This is a genomic window from Photobacterium aquae (genome assembly GCF_001029445.1).
In the GTDB taxonomy this organism is placed as follows: Bacteria; Pseudomonadota; Gammaproteobacteria; order Enterobacterales; family Vibrionaceae; genus Photobacterium; species Photobacterium aquae.
Window position 1 is genome coordinate 283,788 of the sequence record NZ_LDOT01000006.1, and the last position, 16,701, is coordinate 300,488.

The following is a 16,701-nucleotide window of genomic DNA, read 5'->3' on the forward strand; positions in this document are numbered from 1 at the left end:
GCCGGTTTTTTCGTATTGGATGATAGGCTTATTTTCTAATTTGTCGCCAACCTATTGCCAACATTCATCGTAACAACGAGATCAACCGGAAGGCTAATCGTTGATAGCGGCTGTATTTACCTCTTCTTTGGGGACATATTTCCCCGGCTCTGGCGAAATAACATCCGTTTCAACCCAGCCGCCTCCGAGGACTTTGTACAGGGTCAGGAAATTGAGCTGTTCGGAGAGTTTGGTATTGATTAAGTCCTGTTGTGCCGTGTAGTAGGAGCGTTGGGAGTCCAACACCGTAAAGTAGTCATCAACGCCTTCATCGAAACGTAAATTAGAGAGGCGGAAGCTATCGCCTGTGGCATCAACCAGCATTTGCTGGGCTGCTACCTGATCTTTGAGCGTTTCTTGATTGGCCAGTGCATCGGCAACTTCACGAAACGCTGTCTGTATTGATTTTTCATATTCATTGAGAGCGATTTGTTGGTCGGCGCGGGCCACATCTAGTTGGGCATCAAGCTCTCCCCAGCGAAAAATGGGTAGGACAAGGCTTGGGGTAAAAGCCCAGCTACGGCTGTCAGATGAGAACAAGTCGCTGGCTGAAGCACTGAGTAAGCCACCCGTTGCAGTAAGGGATATAGCTGGAAAGTATGCGGCTCGGGCTGCACCAATGTTGGCATTAGCCGCAATCAACTGATGCTCAGCGGCAACAATATCAGGTCGGCGCAGCAGGACCTGTGACGGCATCCCAACCTGAATAGGGGCAAACTGGATACGTTCAGCGCGTTGTGGCAATAAATGTAGAGGAATACGGGTACCAACCAGCGTTGTCAGTGCGTTGATGTCAACATTGACTTGGCTGGTGAAGCGAGCGACGTCTTTTAGCGCGGTGGCGACAGTTGTTTGTGCCTGGGCAACATCCAATCCTGTAGCAACACCGCTGTTGAAACTCTTTTCGGTTAAATCCAGTGAGCTTTGTTGGACGGTGAGCGTATCTTTGGCTAGCTGAAGCAGGTGCTGATCGGCCAATAGGGTCAGATAGGTTTCGATCACACTACTGACTAAGCTCAATTGGGTATTCTTACGCCCTTCGATTGTGGCGAGATATTGTTCCAGAGCTTGTTTTTCAAGGCTGGCAATCCGCCCCCAAAAGTCGATTTCATAGCTAGTTACCCCAAGATCCACACTGTACTGACGGCTGATCGTCGAAGTGCCGTTATTGGCATTTTCAGGCAAGCGTTGATTAGCCGCTCCTGCCGTCAAATCCAGATTCGGAAAGCGGTTGGCCCGTTGAATACCAAACAGGGCTTCCGCTCGTTGGATATTTAAGATTGCAATACGAACATCTCGGTTATTGGTCAGTGCGAGCTCTACGATGGCTCGAATTTTGTCACTGTTGACAAACAATCGCCAGTCATCAGCGGGAATAACAGCTGCTATCTTGTTGTTGCTTACCGAATTAGGCGTAGTTCGCTTGGCTGGTGGTGTAGCATGGCTAGAGAGAAGCAGAGGTTCTGCGGTATAAGTGGTGGTATCCGGCGTATAGATGGAGTAATTGGCATTATCAGTTGTTTCGGACTGATTTGGCCAGCTTTGCTCTACGGGCATTGCTGGGCGTTGGTAATCAGGAATGAAACTCATACAGCCAGAGAGCAAGGCTGGACACAAAAAGGATAGGGTGAAGCCGTGGTGGTTAGTCATGGCGAGGCTCCTCCTTATCAGGGGTGATAGGCAGCGTATCGGGCTCAGGATCTTTGCCTTGGAAAACGCGGGTGACAACAACGAAAAATAGCGGCACAAAGAAAATACCGAGGAAAGTTGCTGTCAATACGCCGCCGACCACACCAGTCCCTACCGCATTTTGTGCCCCAGAGCCTGCACCGTTTGATGTAGCAAGAGGGATTACACCCATACCAAAGGCCAGTGAGGTCATCAATATTGGTCGGAGTCGAATTTTGGCGGCATGAATAGCGGCTTTGAACATGTCTTCACCGGCTTCATGGTAGGACTTGGCAAATTCGACAATCATGATGGCATTTTTTGATGCCAGCCCGATGGTTGTTAGCAATCCTACTTGGAAATAGACATCATTATCGAGATTGAAGAGAAGGGTGGCGGTAACTGCCCCCAAGATCCCAAGCGGGATGATCAATATAACGGAAAATGGCACAGCCCAGCTCTCGTATAGTGCGGCAAGACACAGAAAGACAATGAGGATAGAAAGCGCATAGAGCATGGGGGCCTGTCCGCTGGAAATACGTTCTTGATAGGACATGCCAGTCCATTCAAGTCCTACACCGGCGGGTAGTTGGCTGACAATATTTTCCATTTCCAGCATCGCATCGCCGGTACTAACCCCCGGCGCGGGCTCGCCTAAAATTTCCATCGCCGAGATCCCGTTATATCGCTCCAAGCGCGGTGAGCCATAAGTCCATTCGCCCTCGCTGAAAACGCGCATGGCGACCATTTGCCCCTCGCTGTTTCTGACTTTCCACTCCATGATGTCTTCGGGGTTCATGCGGTAAGGGGTATTGGCTTGGACGTAGACTTGCTTGACTCGGCCGCGATCGACAAAGTCATTGACATACCGGCTACCAAGGGCGGTGCCGAGGGTGCTGTTGATATCGTTAATAGAGACCCCGAGCGCACGGGCTTTAAGCTGGTCTATATTGAGATGGTACTGGGGGGTATCATCCAAGCCATTGGGACGAACGGCGGTTAGTTTGGGATTTTGTGCCGCCATACCGAGCAGTTGGTTGCGAGCCTCAATCATTTTTTCATGTCCAAGGCCGGCACGGTCTTGCAAAAACATATCGAAACCGGTCGCGTTACCCAATTCCATAATAGCCGGAGGGGCAAAAGCAAAAATAAGCGCCTCGGGGATTTGGGTAAAGGCCATCATCGCCCGCCTGACAATGGCATTGACCTTGTCATTGTCGCTGGTGCGTTTGTCCCAGTCGGTCAGAGACACAAACATCATGCCGGTATTGGCTCCGGAACCGGCAAAGCTGAAGCCGGCCACGGAGAACACTGACTTGACGTTTTTCTTTTCTTCTTCAAGGAAATAATCTTCGACCTGATCAAGGATCTCCAAGGTTTGCTCTTGGGTCGAACCACTGGGCAATTGCACCATACTCATCATTACCCCCTGATCTTCATCAGGAAGAAAACCGCTGGGCAAACGCAGGAACAGCATGGCCATCACTGCGCCTATTCCCAAGTAGATTAAGAGGAAGCGCACGCTCCGATGGGTAATGAAGGTGACAGCCTTGGTATATTTGTCCGTGGCGTTGTTGAAATGACGGTTAAACCACCCGGCAAAGCCAGTGTCTTTGTGGCCGTCGGTGGTTTTGAGCAAGCTGATGCACAGCGTGGGCGTCAAGATGATAGCGACCAGTACCGATAGGGCGACGGCTGTGACAATGGTGATTGAAAACTGGCGGTAAATTGCCCCGGTAGAACCGGCAAAGAAGGCCATAGGAATAAATACTGCACAAAGTACCATCCCGATCCCGATGAGGGCACTGGTGATTTCGTGCATTGATTTCTCCGTGGCCTCGCGTGGTTCGAGCCCTTCTTCTTCCATTATTCGTTCGACGTTTTCGACCACCACGATGGCGTCATCCACCAGCAGGCCGATAGCCAGTACAAGGGCAAACATCGTCAGAGTATTGATGGAGTAACCGAGTATGAGCAGTACGGCGAAAGTGCCTAGTACCACAACGGGCACGGCAATAGTGGGGATCAAGGTGGCACGTAAGCTCTGCAAGAACAGCAACATTACTAAGAAAACCAGAAATACAGCTTCAAGCAGTGTCTTTACCACTTCCTCTATAGATATTTTAATAAAAGGCGTTGTGTCGTATGGGTAGACGACTTTTATCCCTTCAGGAAAGAAGGGTTGGAGCTCGGTCAGTTTGGCTCTGACGGCATTGGCGGTTTCCAACGCATTTTTCCCTGTCGCGAGGGCAATCGAGATCCCTGAAGCGGGCTGTTTGTTATAGGACGAGTCGGTTTGGTATGACGCTGATCCGAGTTGGACCTCGGCAACGTCTGCCATCAGAACTTGTGATCCATCGGGATTAACTTTGAGCAGAATCTTCTTAAATTGTTCAACCGATTGTAATCGAGACTGAGCGGTAATGGTGGCATTAAGCTGCTGCCCCCTTGCGGCTGGCGCCGCGCCGAGCTGGCCCGCGGATACCTGAGCGTTTTGCTCTTCGATAGCAGCGACGACATCCGACGGCATTAAATCAAAATTTTCCAACTGGTAAGGATTGAGCCAGATCCGCATGGCGTATTCAGCACCAAACAGCTGGGTTTGGCCAACTCCGTCAACTCGGCTGAGAGGATCGAGCACATTACTGGCGATGTAGTCGGAAATATCCGAATTGTCGAGGGAAGGATCATCGGACACAAAGCCGATCACCATTAGGATCGAGTTGCTTGCCTTTTCAACTCTTACCCCTTGATTCTGTACTTCTAGTGGAAGCAGCGGGGTTGCAGCTGAGAGCTTGTTCTGCACTTGAACCTGAGCGATATCAGGGTCGGTTCCGGCGGCGAAGGTTAGGGTGGTAGTAATGTTACCGAAAGAATCAGAGGTAGAAGACATATAGAGCAGGTTATCTAACCCGTTCATTTGCTGTTCAATGACCTGGGTGACCGAGTCTTCAGCGGTTTTTGCCGAAGCCCCCGGGTAAGTTGCCGATATCTGGATCGCGGGTGGAGCAATGGTCGGGTATTGGGCGATAGGCAGCAAAATAATGGCAATGACGCCAGCTAGCATGACCAGAATCGCCAGAACCCAAGCAAAAACTGGGCGTGCAATGAAAAAATGGGCCATATCGTCGTCCTACTGGTTAGTCTTGCCGTTAGTTGCTGCCGAGCCGGATATTTCATGGGATTTGGCGACGGGGCTGCCGGGGCGAACAAACTGCAGGCCTTCTACAATAACTTTCTCTCCCGCCTTGATGCCCTTGGTGATTAACCATTCATTGTTGACCATACGACTGGTTTCCACGGTCCGTAGCTCGACTTTGTTATCGGCGGTGATCACACTCAATTGGGCACTGCCTTTCGGGGTTCGGCTAAGTGCTTTAGCAGGTATCAAAATAGCGTTATCGACGATCCCTCGGGGGAGTGAGGCACGGACAAACATCCCCGGTAACAGGATTTGATCGGGGTTGGGGAAGCTGACCCTAAGGACGAATGATCCTGTGGTTTGATCAATATTGATGTCTGAAAACAGAATTGATCCTCGTCGATCATAAGCTGTGCCGTCTTCGAGGAAGAGCGTAATGTTTTTGGATTCGGCTTGAGTACGGGTAAATTGGCCGGCAGCCAATTCGCGGCGAAACTGCAGCAGTTCAGCACTGGATGCGGTGAGATCAACATACATTGGGTCATAGGTTTGCACGGTGACCAGCGGTGATGCCTGGTTAGCGGTAACTAACGCCCCGGCAGTGACGGTTGAGCGACCAGCCCTGCCATTGATTGGGGCGTAGACCTTGGTGTAGTTGAGGTTGATTTTGGCATTTTCTACCGCAGCCCGGGCACTGGTGACATCGGACTGGGCTTCCTGATAGGTTGCAACAGCATCATCGAAGTCCTGCCTTGAAACGGCTCTTTCCTTAACCAGCCTGCGATAGCGATCGGCCCGGTTACGAGCCGTCGACTGGTTAGCTTGGGCTTTTCGCAAGTCAGATTGTGCTTGGTCGAGTGCCAGTTGGAACGGTGCGGGATCGATTTGATAGAGAGGCTGGCCTTTTTGGACCATCGTTCCTTCTTCGAATAACTGCCGGAGGATAATGCCCCCGACTTGAGGGCGGACTTCCGCTTCGTAGGAGGCGAGGGTACGTCCGGGCATTTCGTCTTTTAGCTCAACGGGACGAGATTCGACAATCATATAGCCGATATCGTATTGGGGAGCCTGCGGGGAGGTGGTTTGTTGCTCGTCACATCCCTGCAAGGAGAATAGCCCTAAGGAACCCAAGACAAAAACGAGCTGATGAGATAGGAATTTTTTGAGTATCGCCACAGATAGAGCCCACCCCTGACAAAGCCAAACACTAAAGGTTATTCGATGCAGTCATCCAATAGGACATTCATTAGCTTATTCAGCTTTCGATGAGGGCTATGTCTTATCTTTGCGGTATTGTTCAATTACTCAAGGATGGAGATTGTTGGATTTTGTGCTCTTGATGGCGGCATGAAAGTCGAAGTGCGCACATATGATTGGTAGAAAAATAAGAAAGCCCGATAGCAATACCGGGCTGTTAAGCTATATCAGACACTATTCTGCGACCGGCACCATAATATGAACGTAAGGCGTGTCTTTCCACATTACGTAAGGGCCACCACTGCTCGGATCGTCGGTGATTCCGGCCAGCATTTCTTTGGGGACGATAATCATCAGGTGAGGCCCAGTCTCGACATAGTCCTTCGCTTTTTTGGGTTCGGGATGATAGGGATCGGAATTGCTGACACCCGCACCGCGATCACCTTGCAGCATGTATGAAATGCCTATTTTGGTCGCTTTGAAATCCTTTTTGTTGACCATAGCATCGAGCATTTCCATCCATACGGCATCGTTGCACATTGGCATCCCGTCTCCGGGGAAGGTATCCGGTAGGCAGGTCCAGCCATTACTGCCTTTGACGACGACCTTGCCATCGACAATCACTGTCGCATCATCACTGATAGAGGCTGGTGCTGCTGATTTCGCCCGGCCGATTTTTTCTGTCATCAAGTCTTCGGACATCTTGTTGTCGTCGGCGAAAGCTGGCGTGATGAACAGCGGGCCAGCGAGGATGGCAGAAAGTAGGCACGAGCGTTTAAAACAATTAACCATGATTATTTCTCCACTTTGTTTGAAATTGGCATCATGGGCGGCCCATTGTTGATAAAAGGCATAGTAAGTATAGAAGGCGCAGGACGACATTAAGTATTCTTAATGTTTTCAAAAGGTATTGTTAACGCTCAATCACTTATCGTATAGCCATGACATGTTGTCATTCATGGAGAATTACGATGAATATATTGGGATACTTCCAAAAATTAGGTAAAGCCTTGATGCTCCCCATCGCGGTGCTTCCGGTTGCGGGCTTGCTACTGCGTTTTGGCCAACCAGATCTACTTGATATTGCCTTTATCGCCCAGGCTGGACAGGCCATTTTTGATAATTTGCCCCTCTTGTTTGCGATGGGGGTAGCAGCCGGGTTATCGAAAGATGGTTCAGCTGCCGCTGCGGTTGCCGCCGTTGTCGGTTTTTTTGTTATGAATGCATCACTTACGGTGATGAATGCGGATATCGATACGGGAGCCGCAGGAGGGATCATTTCAGGTATTATGGCTGGCCACCTTTATAATCGGTTCCATACCATTGCTTTGCCTGAGTTCTTGGGCTTTTTTTCCGGCAAGCGTTTTGTGCCGATTATCACCGGTCTTTCTGCATTGTTGCTGGCTTTCCTATTCAGTATTGTTTGGCCCCCGATTCAAGCTGTCATCAACCAATTAGGTGAGTGGATGCTGTCAAGCGGCCCGGCCGGGACGTTCACCTATGGCTTTGCTAACCGCCTGTTGATCCCGTTTGGCCTGCACCACATTTTAAATACGATGGTTTGGTTTGTATTTGGTGAGTTCAATGGGGCAACTGGGGAGATTTCTCGCTTTTGGGCGAATGATCCTGAGGCTGGGGTCATGCTCAGTGGTTTCTTCCCCGTGATAATGTTTGGCCTTCCTGCCGCAGCTGCCGCGTTTTATGTGACAGCCAAACCTGAGAACAAAGTGAAGGTGGCCGGTATGCTGGCCAGTGTTGCCTTCACGGCCTTTTTGACAGGGATTACCGAACCGCTTGAATTCCTGTTTATGTTCCTTGCTCCTGCACTTTTCGTGGTGCATGCAGTGCTGATGGGCATTAGCTTGGTTATAGCACAGGCGTTGGATGTCCATTTAGTGTTCAGCTTCTCTGCGGGCCTTATCGATTACATTCTTAACTTTAATGCGCCAGCTGCCAAGAATGCATGGATGCTCGTACCATTGGGATTGGTCTTTGGCGTGCTTTACTTTGTGATTTTTGTTGCGGCTATTCGGATGTGGGATCTGAAAACGCCGGGCAGAGAAGAAGATCGCGTTGAAGACAGTGCGGCGGTTGTCGGTTCGGATTTGGCATTGCAGTATCTTGAAGCATTGGGCGGCAAAGACAATCTGACAGATATTGACGCTTGTATTACGCGATTGCGTCTGTCGGTTGTCAATGCTAGCAAAATCAATAAGCCACTATTGACCAAGCTAGGAGCCAAAGGCGTTATTAATGTCGGCGAGAACAATGTACAGGTTGTTGTCGGTACGGCGGCTGAATCCTTGGCCGGTGCGATGAAGTCGATTTAGTAGACAATACGGTTTCCCCCTAAACCGTATGCGGCCAGCTCTATAAGCTGGCCGCGTTTCATTTGGCAAAGATAGTCAAGAAGGTCGCAAGACAGAAAGTTAATGGCAGTTTTACGAGGCAGTGCAAACTGGCAAGATGCAACGATCTGAGTCGTAAAATAATTTCGATACACTAGAGGATGATTTTTCAGGGCAAGGATAGCGGGAGCACAGGGTGAAAGTACTGATTATCGAAGATGACAATACTACGCGGGATTTTGTCGCTACCGGACTTCGTCAGCAGTATTTCGTTGTGGACGAAGCGCGTGACGGAATAGAAGGTCTGACAATGGCGGCAAGCTGTGACTATCAATTGGTCATTCTGGATAGAATGTTACCGGGGCTGGATGGTCTCAAGGTACTGGCGGCTATCCGGGCAACAGGCAATCAAGTGCCAGTCATGATTCTTAGTGCTTTGAATAGTGTGGATGACAGAGTGACAGGATTGACTGCGGGGAGCGATGACTATTTGATTAAGCCTTTTGCCTTGGCTGAGTTGATCGCCAGAGCTCAAATTTTGACTCAGCGGAATAAGGCCGCGCCATCTGTGGTAATGGAATATACCTATGCCGATTTGAGCATGGACTTGCGTACGCATCGGGTGTGGCGGGCCGGGACTCAGCTGTTATTGCAGCCGAAAGAGTTCTTGATCCTCCAATACCTGATGGAGCGTGCCGAGCAAGTGGTTTCAAGAATGCAGGTCTTTGAGGCGGTATGGAGTTACCACTTTGATCCCAAAACCAATGTGATTGATGTTCATATTGCGAACCTTCGCCGAAAATTGGATGAAAATGGCGGTGAAACGCTGATTCATACCGTAAGGGGGGCTGGGTATGTCCTTCGTCAGTCATGATGTTCTTTATCGTTCGTCTATTTTCAAAACCTTGCTCTTGGTGTGCACCCTGATTGCGGTGATGTATGGGCTGATTGTCCAACTGGTGTATTTGGGTTCGAATGCCTTTTATCGCACTCAGCTCGAACGTGAGTTGGTGACAGAAAGAGAGTTATTTAGCCGCCAGTTCACACTGGGAGGAAAGGATGCTGTCCACCAATTGATCCGTTCTCGCCAACAGCAAGGATCGCCATTTTCCTATTCAATTGAAGCTAATCGGTATTTGCAGCCTGTGGCCGGTAATTATCCAGCGGTATTGGCCGGGTTGACGGATAAGCAAGGGCTGGTGGTTGAGAATCCGAGGACGGGTATAGCGATAGATGACCAGCATAAGCTGATCATAGGAATTAGCCGCCAGCTTCAGGATAAATACCGCGAGGAGATGGAACCGGTAATGATATCCGGTGTTTTGCTGCCTGCGGTATTGATGTTGGGCATAGTTGCTTTTATTGCGCTAAGAATCATCAAGCGGTTGCAAGAGGTTAATCAGGCGATGAACCGGGTGTTGTGTGGTGAGAAACAGGTCAAGCTACCTGTTAGCAGTCACAACGATGAGTTTGATTTAATGGCTATTCATTTGAATTTTTTGATAGAACAAGTGGAGAAACAAGAAGCCTCCTTGCGATCATTGACGGTAGGTTTAGCACATGATCTGCGTACCCCTATTGCTCGTATCCGGTTGCGGCTTGATGCCTTGTTGTCACAAGATGGGGCGAAATTATCAACGTCACAGCAAAGGGCGATTGAGGCGTGTCATGATGATGTTGAGCTGTTGCTGGGCCTATTTAATGGGATGCTAGAAATTGCCAGTTTGAATAGCGGTAAGGCGCAGATCGAAAAGCAAGCGGTTGATCTGGCTATGGTCTGTGCCGATGTGGTGGATTTTATCAAGCCGATTGCCGAGCAGAAGTCACTGGTTGTAATGATGCGAGAAGATGGTCGCTGCGTGATACAGGGAGAGCCGAGTTTGTTATTTCGTGCCATTTATAATCTGGTCGAAAATGCCGTTAAATATTCCCCTGAAGGGGGACAGGTTGAGGTGGTTATTGATCCATTTGGGTTGGTGGTTTGTGATCAGGGCAATGGCATTGCAGCGGAAGAGAAAATGCGGGTTTGCGAACCGTTATACCGTTGTGACAGTAGCCGCTCGACTCAAGGAGAAGGACTTGGTTTGGCGTTGGTAAATGCGGTGGTGAAGCGTCATTCCGGATCATTGGTGCTGGGGGACAATCATCCCGGACTCCGAGCGAGGATGTTGTTTTGAAAGGCTGTTTTGCGCGAAAAAATGTTTGTTACGTGAGTGAGAGAAAAGTCCTGATAAAAAGAAAAAACCGATGCGTAGGCATCGGTTTTTTATGGGATAGAACATTAGGCCGCAATGTTGGCAAATTCAGCCTTGCGTGCATTGAAGCGTTCAACCAGATCATCAATATCATCTTGGTTGTACGGCTTTAGGCCGCTCATTAGCATGCGTTTACGGCCTGTACCGACAACTTCGCCATTTTCTTTGAAGCAGAAGTTCAAGGTGACGCTGCCTCGTTTACCATCAACATCGATTTCTGACTCACTCAGTTCAACGGTTGGTGAAGTCAGATCCAAGCGGGTGAAGTTAAGTTCCATACTTTCATAGATCACCAATGGGCGAGCTGTGTTGATCATAATGCCTTTTGATTTCATCAGTGGCACCATGATATGCGGGAAGTTCATGCCAGAGAACTGAACATAGCTTTTGGTGACCTGTTCAATCAGGGTTTTATCCGTGGTGATATCGCCTTCGCGAGTCACGTGGAGATACTCTTTACCAGCATCGTCGATAACGGCAAAGTCATTAAAACAGCTATGTTTGGCGAAAAGACCGATACCATCGTTAATCATGCCGGCGAACTCGAAGCGCATCTTCTTGCTGATACCTGCACGGGCCAGTACAACAGAGAACAGCAAATCGCCCGGTACACAGAAACGTTTGTTGTCTACATCATGAATGGGGTTGTAGTCGCCAGCGATCTTTTTTGCAAAATGGCTTGCCTGTTCGCGGTTAAAAGAGAAAACACCATTCTGTTCAGAGTAATAAGAATCTAAAAACATAACTCACGTTCTGATAGGGATTAATTAACTACGTACATTTTACCTGATCTGTTTCGTTTAAATGGTCTAGCCAGTGGTTTGTTTAATAAGTGTTCAGGTTTGTACTGACAGAGCAATAGATATACGGCATTGTTCTTGCTTTGTAAACAAGAATGGAAAAAACAGCGGTTTAGTCATTTATTGTGTATCGTATTGTACGAAGAGTGATTTTTGTTAACTAAGTCATAAATTAACAGTGCGAATTTTCTCGAAACTCTGGTAGTATCATGGACATAATGGCAAATGTGACAATAAAACCTTAAAAATTACTAATTGTTACAAGTGAATTTGCTGTTTGACAGACAGGTTCTTGATTAAAAGAACAGGGCTGGGGTTGCTTTAGTTTTAACTGAGTGTCGGAAAAGTTGTATACCCTAAGGGGGATACATTCATCTTCTAGCGTGTAGAAGCTCGGAAAACATAAGTAGCACGGAAGCTGCACTAAAAAAAGAGGCACTCGGTAAACAGCGTTCGCGCTGTTTGCTGAGTGCCAAAAATCAGCAGCAGTACAGCCCAATCCCCAATGCTCATAAGTAAAGCGAAAAAAGGCAGCCAATTGGCTGCCTTTTTTCATTGCGAGAGATTATCCATCTAAATCCGATTGATGAGAGGGATAACTCGGACCTGTTCACCCATTTCAACATTAGGTTGTTCAGGTAGGATTTCAATTAGGCAATTTGCTTCACTCATCGAGCGCAAAATGCCTGAGCCTTGCTTGCCTGTCGCACTAACAGTCAGGCGACCATTGGCATCGAATTGGTAGCAGCCTCGGCTGTACTCGGTGCGTCCTGGGCGAGAGCGCAACTTTTCTGTTGCCGTCGCAAGCATAACCGGTGCCTGCCAAGTGGTGTAACCTTGCATCTTGCGCAGAGCGGGTTCGACAAATTGCAAGAAGGCCACCATAACCGCGACAGGGTTGCCGGGTAGGCCAAAGAATGGTTTGTTGTTGATTTGGCCAAAGGCGAGTGGGCGGCCCGGACGCATATTGATGCGCCAGAAGTTGATTTGGCCCAGCTTGCTGAGGATGGTCTTGATGTAATCAGCATCACCGACCGAGACACCACCGGATGACAAAATCACGTCGGCTTGTTCACTGGCTGTCTTTAGCGTTGCTTCAAGTGAAGCCTCGTTATCTTCGATAATGCCCAAATCGACGACCTCACAGCCTGCTTTGCTAAGCATGGCATGCAGGGTGTAGCGGTTGGAGTCGTAAATGCAGTTTTGTTTTTGGGCTTCGCCAGGGTGCTGGACTTCATCGCCTGTTGAGAAGATGGCCACTTTCAGTTGTGGGCGAACAGAAACCGATGGCAAGCCTAGCGAGGCAATCATACCCAGCTCAGGAGCGGTGATTAGGCTGCCTGCATTGACGGCAGCTTGGCCTATAGCCAGATCTTCACCGGCCTGACGGACGTTTTGCCCTTGGCGAATAGCTCCCATGGTAAGGTCAAACGTGACGGTGTCACCGTCTTGTTGTGCTTGTTCACGCATAATGACCGTATCGGCATTGTCGGGAACAGGGGCTCCGGTCATAATTCTAACCGCTTGGCCTTGCTCCAGTGGGGCGTCATAGCTATGACCTGCCATCACTTGGCCGACAACCTGGTAGCTGTCTCGGTTGAGGTCATCGCCGCGAATGGCATAGCCATCCATCGCTGAGTTGGTGTGCTGAGGTACATTAACCGGCGAAAGAATATCGTCTGCGACAATTTGTCCCAATGCAGCTTTCAGATCAACGGTTACCTTGGTGGTTGGTGCGACGATTTGTGCCAATATCTGTGCGCGGCCCTGTTCGACGGACAGCATGCCAGACGGGTCCAGGTCACTGCAGCTCAATGTCTCTTGTTGTTGGCTGGGGGACTTGGCGAAGTTGATGACAAACTCAGTAATCGCATCCAGATCATTGATATCTAGTGTAGGCAGTTCGGTTTGTGCTTGGCTGTCGCTGGCAACGGCAATGATGTTGCTGTCTTCAGGGAAGAGCCAAGGCTTGCCTATTTCGTCGCGGTGCAGTTCGATTTTAGGAAAATCGATTTTTTTGAATCCTTCAACCAAGATAAGGTCGAGCTGGGTTTGGTCGAGCTGATTAATGAGTTGCGGCAGTGTAGCTTCTTGCTCGGGCGTTTCCGTAACCATTGCGCTGCGGTAACGAGAAGAGATAAGCATCTGGTTCGCACCGGCTTTGCGCAGGCGGTAGCTGTCTTTGCCTTCTTTATCGATATCGAAATTGTGGTGGGCATGTTTGATCACAGCAACACGAATGCCACGTTCGACCAGTTTAGGCAGCATGGCTTCGAGTAGGGTAGTTTTGCCGGTGCCGCTCCAGGCTGCAAAGCCAAGAAGCGGGAGGTTTGCAGTAATTTGGCTCATAGCGCTTGTCCGAATTTTTCTAGTTCTTCTGGAGTATTGAGGTTCACGAATGCATTGGGCTGATCGCTAAAATCAACCGTGATCATGTTGCATTGACGATATAGCAAAATAATCTTTCGGTCACCGTCTGCAAGGAATTGTTCGAGTTTTGGCAGAATACGGCGGTTGACTAAGGTAACAACGGGCTGGATGTGGTCGCCATCATGGGCAACGGCGATGTCTGTTGTTTCATCGCAGGCTCGGCTCATTCGATCCACTAGATCATAGGGAAGCTGCGGGCAGTCACATGGAACAAAGCCAATCCATTCACTATCAATGTGATGTAAGGCTGCATGCATACCGCCGAGTGGGCCGGGGTAGTTTTGGATATGATCGCCAAAGACAGGGGCATACTGCTGGTATGTTTCCTGATTGCGGTTGGCGTTTATCGTTATGTTGTTGGTTTGCGGCTTGAGGATGCCAATAACGTGTTCGATCATGGCTTGGCCGGCCAGTGTGACCAGCCCTTTATCGTTGCCGCCCATTCGGCTGGCTTGCCCGCCGGCAAGGATAACCCAATGGGTTTGTTCAGGCGTAGGCATAGGTGTCGTTGTCCCCGTCTACAAGTTGAAGTGTGGCGCGTTCAATCAATTGCGAATCTGTAATTGTCCATTGCCGACGGCAAAGTTCGGTCAGAGCATTTTTCTGATGGCTGGTGATCACCAAACTGGTACCGCGCGCAAGTAGGTCTTTGCATAATACCACCATACGCTCTATGGATTCCTGATCAAGGCTGGCGCTGGATTCATCCATCAGTAGCACGCTTGGGTTCAGAACCCATGCGCGCGCCATAGCAACCCGCTGGCGTTCACCGCCTGATAACACGGAGATATGTTCGTCTGCCAGCGTTTCAAGTCCGACCATCCGCAGGGCATTGATTGCCTCGGTGCGGCGCTTTCGGCGATCACGCAGAGAGAACTTTAGGCCATAACACACATTATCCAATACACTGCCGTCGAACATATACGGTGTTTGGTGCATGTAAATGACGCCGCTGTTGCTTTGGGCACAGAACAAACGGCGGATCCACGAGTTATGGCTTAGGTTAATATCGCCGGTTGATGGCTTTTGCAATCCGCTCAGCACTTTGAGCAGGGTGGTTTTCCCCACGCCATTGTCGCCGGTAAGGTAGATGGCATCTTTGGGGCCAAGTACCAAGTGCGGGATGTGAAACAGCAGCCGCTCTTTAAACCGAACAGACAAATCATTGGCTTGTATCGAGAGTTGAGTCATCAAAATTCCCGCTTAGTTAGTACGCAAATGGGCCTTGCCATGTGCGACAGATAAGATGAAGTTTAGTCCCAATGCCAATACCAGCAGTACCATCCCTAATGCTACCCCCTGGGCGAATGCGCCTTTGGAGCTTTCCAGAGCAATGGCCGTCGGAATATTTCGGGTAGAGTTTAAAATATTTCCACCCACCATCATAGAACAACCGACCTCGGTAATGATTCGGCTGAATGAGGTGACGACAGCGGCAAGCAGCGGAAAGCGGCTTTCCCACATCAGGCTCATGAAGGCTCGAGGCAGGCTGGCTCCGAGAGTGAGTGAGGTTTCCCAGGCGCGACGGTCACTGTTTTGAAAAGCGGCGTGCATCATAGAGACAAGAATGGGAAAACAGATCAGAATCTGACCGAGGATCATCGCTTGCTGGGTAAACAGTAGTTTCCAGTCACCGAGTGGGCCGGCACGTGAAAGCAGCATATAGAGCAGCAGACCGATCACTACAGTTGGAATAGACTGGAAGGTGTTGAACAAAGATAAAATAAGCCATCGCCCCGGGAATTTCCCGTAGGCGAGGGCAAAGCCGATCAGCATTGAAGGCAATAGCACAATCGCTATTGCCAGCAATGAAACCGAGAATGAAACACCGACGATCCCCCAAAGGGCGGTATCCCCGCTAAACAGCAGTTGGATCGCCTGGTGTGTGGTTTGCCATATATCCATTTATTGAGCAATAGCATCCGCAACAAACAGCTGCTCGCCGTGTCGCTTGTAATCGTTGATTAGGTGTTGTGCTTTGGCGTTTACCAACCAGTCGCTGAATACTTTAGCACCCTGGTAGTTGATGTCTGGGTAACGGCTAGGGTTAACAAGAATCACCTGGTAAGGGTTGAATAGGCGTTGGTCGCCCTGCAAAACGATTTTCAGGTCAAGCTTGTTTTGGTAGGCCAGCCAAGTACCGCGGTCAGTCAGGGTGTAAGCCTGCAGTTCAGATGCCATGTTCAATGTTGGACCCATACCTTGGCCAACGGCTTTGTAGTTAGTGAAATGAGGTTCGATTTTCGCCTGAGCCCACAGGTTTAGCTCTTTCTTGTGGGTACCAGAATCGTCACCGCGAGATACAAAGCCTTCATCTTCTTTGGCGATAGTTGTTAGAGCTTTGGCAACATCAGTCATACCGTCGATGTGGGCTGGATCCGCTTTAGGGCCAACCAGCACAAAGTCATTGTGCATCAGTTTACGAGGCAGAACACCAAAACCTTTCTCAACGAAAACGGCCTCAGCTTTTGGTGCGTGGGTCATAACTAGATCCACGTCGCCGTTTTCACCCATACGTAGAGATTTGCCTGTACCTGCCGCCAGAACTTCAACGGTGTAACCTGTATCTTTCTTAAATTCAGGTAGTAGGTAATCTAGCAAACCAGAGTGGTATGTGCTGGTAGTGGTCGCCAAACGTACAGTCATATCTTCAGCGGCATGCAATGCTGTCGCTGATACTAGTGCCAAAACTGCAATTGTTGTTTTTATAAATTTCATAGGTCTTCCTGACGGTTAGTCATTTATAGCTATTAAAAGAAAAAGCGCACAGTTGCGCCATCATCGAGCATCCAAAAGCAAATGCCGTGCCAACTTTAAAAGTG

The 16,701-nt window shown here is 49.4% G+C and carries 14 protein-coding genes; 3 read left to right on the forward strand and 11 right to left on the reverse strand.

Features of this window, described 5'->3' with window-relative positions; all coding sequences use genetic code 11:
* Window positions 1-93 precede the first annotated feature (93 nt).
* The 4 genes from ABT56_RS06745 to ABT56_RS06760 form a co-directional block, all read right to left on the reverse strand.
* Window positions 94-1,689 carry an efflux transporter outer membrane subunit gene (locus tag ABT56_RS06745; RefSeq protein WP_047878082.1) on the reverse strand — a complete coding sequence of 532 codons (1,596 nt, stop codon included), beginning with the start codon at window positions 1,687-1,689 and terminating at the stop codon, window positions 94-96.
* The gene (locus ABT56_RS06750) at window positions 1,682-4,831 is read right to left on the reverse strand and encodes an efflux RND transporter permease subunit (protein WP_047878083.1); all 3,150 of its coding nucleotides are present in this window, start codon (window positions 4,829-4,831) and stop codon (window positions 1,682-1,684) included. The genes ABT56_RS06745 and ABT56_RS06750 overlap by 8 nt, the downstream gene beginning before the upstream one ends.
* Window positions 4,832-4,840: 9 nt before the next feature.
* Complete coding sequence (locus ABT56_RS06755; protein WP_240478267.1) at window positions 4,841-6,025, reverse strand: efflux RND transporter periplasmic adaptor subunit; 1,185 nt, start codon at window positions 6,023-6,025, stop codon at window positions 4,841-4,843.
* Window positions 6,026-6,280: 255 nt separating this feature from the next.
* Entirely contained in the window at window positions 6,281-6,838 is a 558-nt protein-coding gene (locus tag ABT56_RS06760; RefSeq protein ID WP_053062405.1) for a hypothetical protein, read from the reverse strand.
* Between the two features lie 179 nt (window positions 6,839-7,017).
* On the opposite strand from ABT56_RS06760, the gene nagE reads away from it, so the two are divergent.
* From nagE to ABT56_RS06775, 3 genes are all read left to right on the forward strand, one after another.
* The gene (gene nagE, locus ABT56_RS06765) at window positions 7,018-8,376 is read left to right on the forward strand and encodes an N-acetylglucosamine-specific PTS transporter subunit IIBC (RefSeq protein ID WP_047878084.1); all 1,359 of its coding nucleotides are present in this window, start codon (window positions 7,018-7,020) and stop codon (window positions 8,374-8,376) included.
* A 214-nt stretch (window positions 8,377-8,590) separates the two neighbouring features.
* Window positions 8,591-9,268, forward strand: a complete 678-nt coding sequence (locus ABT56_RS06770; protein WP_047878085.1) for a winged helix-turn-helix domain-containing protein — start codon at window positions 8,591-8,593, stop codon at window positions 9,266-9,268.
* A complete protein-coding gene (locus ABT56_RS06775; protein ID WP_047878086.1) occupies window positions 9,249-10,571 on the forward strand; it encodes a sensor histidine kinase in 1,323 nt (440 codons plus the stop codon). The genes ABT56_RS06770 and ABT56_RS06775 overlap by 20 nt, the downstream gene beginning before the upstream one ends.
* A 104-nt stretch (window positions 10,572-10,675) precedes the next feature.
* On the opposite strand, the gene ABT56_RS06780 is transcribed toward ABT56_RS06775, so the two are convergent.
* The 7 genes from ABT56_RS06780 to ABT56_RS06805 all read right to left on the reverse strand — a co-directional run bounded on the left by ABT56_RS06780 (window position 10,676) and on the right by ABT56_RS06805 (window position 16,597).
* Window positions 10,676-11,392 carry a DUF3581 domain-containing protein gene (locus ABT56_RS06780; protein WP_047878087.1) on the reverse strand — a complete coding sequence of 239 codons (717 nt, stop codon included), beginning with the start codon at window positions 11,390-11,392 and terminating at the stop codon, window positions 10,676-10,678.
* Between the two features lie 298 nt (window positions 11,393-11,690).
* Complete coding sequence (locus ABT56_RS24410) at window positions 11,691-12,005, reverse strand: hypothetical protein (RefSeq protein WP_205626052.1); 315 nt, start codon at window positions 12,003-12,005, stop codon at window positions 11,691-11,693.
* A gap of 17 nt (window positions 12,006-12,022) precedes the next feature.
* Window positions 12,023-13,798: a bifunctional molybdopterin-guanine dinucleotide biosynthesis adaptor protein MobB/molybdopterin molybdotransferase MoeA gene (locus ABT56_RS06785; protein WP_047878088.1), complete on the reverse strand. Its 1,776-nt coding sequence runs from the start codon at window positions 13,796-13,798 to the stop codon at window positions 12,023-12,025.
* The gene (gene mobA, locus ABT56_RS06790) at window positions 13,795-14,379 is read right to left on the reverse strand and encodes a molybdenum cofactor guanylyltransferase MobA (protein WP_047878089.1); all 585 of its coding nucleotides are present in this window, start codon (window positions 14,377-14,379) and stop codon (window positions 13,795-13,797) included. Before mobA ends, ABT56_RS06785 begins: the two co-directional genes overlap by 4 nt.
* A complete protein-coding gene (locus ABT56_RS06795; protein WP_047878090.1) occupies window positions 14,366-15,070 on the reverse strand; it encodes an ATP-binding cassette domain-containing protein in 705 nt (234 codons plus the stop codon). The genes mobA and ABT56_RS06795 overlap by 14 nt, the downstream gene beginning before the upstream one ends.
* A 12-nt stretch (window positions 15,071-15,082) precedes the next feature.
* Window positions 15,083-15,784, reverse strand: coding sequence for an ABC transporter permease (locus ABT56_RS06800; protein WP_047878091.1), 702 nt, complete (start codon window positions 15,782-15,784; stop codon window positions 15,083-15,085).
* On the reverse strand, window positions 15,785-16,597 hold the full coding sequence (locus ABT56_RS06805) for an ABC transporter substrate-binding protein (RefSeq protein ID WP_047878092.1): 813 nt from the start codon (window positions 16,595-16,597) through the stop codon (window positions 15,785-15,787).
* Between the last annotated feature and the right edge of the window lie 104 nt (window positions 16,598-16,701).

Bases quoted from the DNA above. Each gene is read 5' to 3' on its own strand.
- ABT56_RS06745 (WP_047878082.1), bottom strand. From the start codon at position 1,689: ATGACTAACCACCACGGCTTCACCCTATCCTTTTTGTGTCCAGCCTTG.
- ABT56_RS06750 (WP_047878083.1), bottom strand. From the start codon at position 4,831: ATGGCCCATTTTTTCATTGCACGCCCAGTTTTTGCTTGGGTTCTGGCG.
- ABT56_RS06760 (WP_053062405.1), bottom strand. From the start codon at position 6,838: ATGGTTAATTGTTTTAAACGCTCGTGCCTACTTTCTGCCATCCTCGCT.
- nagE (WP_047878084.1), top strand. From the start codon at position 7,018: ATGAATATATTGGGATACTTCCAAAAATTAGGTAAAGCCTTGATGCTC.
- ABT56_RS06775 (WP_047878086.1), top strand. From the start codon at position 9,249: ATGTCCTTCGTCAGTCATGATGTTCTTTATCGTTCGTCTATTTTCAAA.
- ABT56_RS06780 (WP_047878087.1), bottom strand. From the start codon at position 11,392: ATGTTTTTAGATTCTTATTACTCTGAACAGAATGGTGTTTTCTCTTTT.
- ABT56_RS24410 (WP_205626052.1), bottom strand. From the start codon at position 12,005: ATGAAAAAAGGCAGCCAATTGGCTGCCTTTTTTCGCTTTACTTATGAG.
- ABT56_RS06785 (WP_047878088.1), bottom strand. From the start codon at position 13,798: ATGAGCCAAATTACTGCAAACCTCCCGCTTCTTGGCTTTGCAGCCTGG.
- mobA (WP_047878089.1), bottom strand. From the start codon at position 14,379: ATGCCTACGCCTGAACAAACCCATTGGGTTATCCTTGCCGGCGGGCAA.
- ABT56_RS06795 (WP_047878090.1), bottom strand. From the start codon at position 15,070: ATGACTCAACTCTCGATACAAGCCAATGATTTGTCTGTTCGGTTTAAA.
- ABT56_RS06800 (WP_047878091.1), bottom strand. From the start codon at position 15,784: ATGGATATATGGCAAACCACACACCAGGCGATCCAACTGCTGTTTAGC.
- ABT56_RS06805 (WP_047878092.1), bottom strand. From the start codon at position 16,597: ATGAAATTTATAAAAACAACAATTGCAGTTTTGGCACTAGTATCAGCG.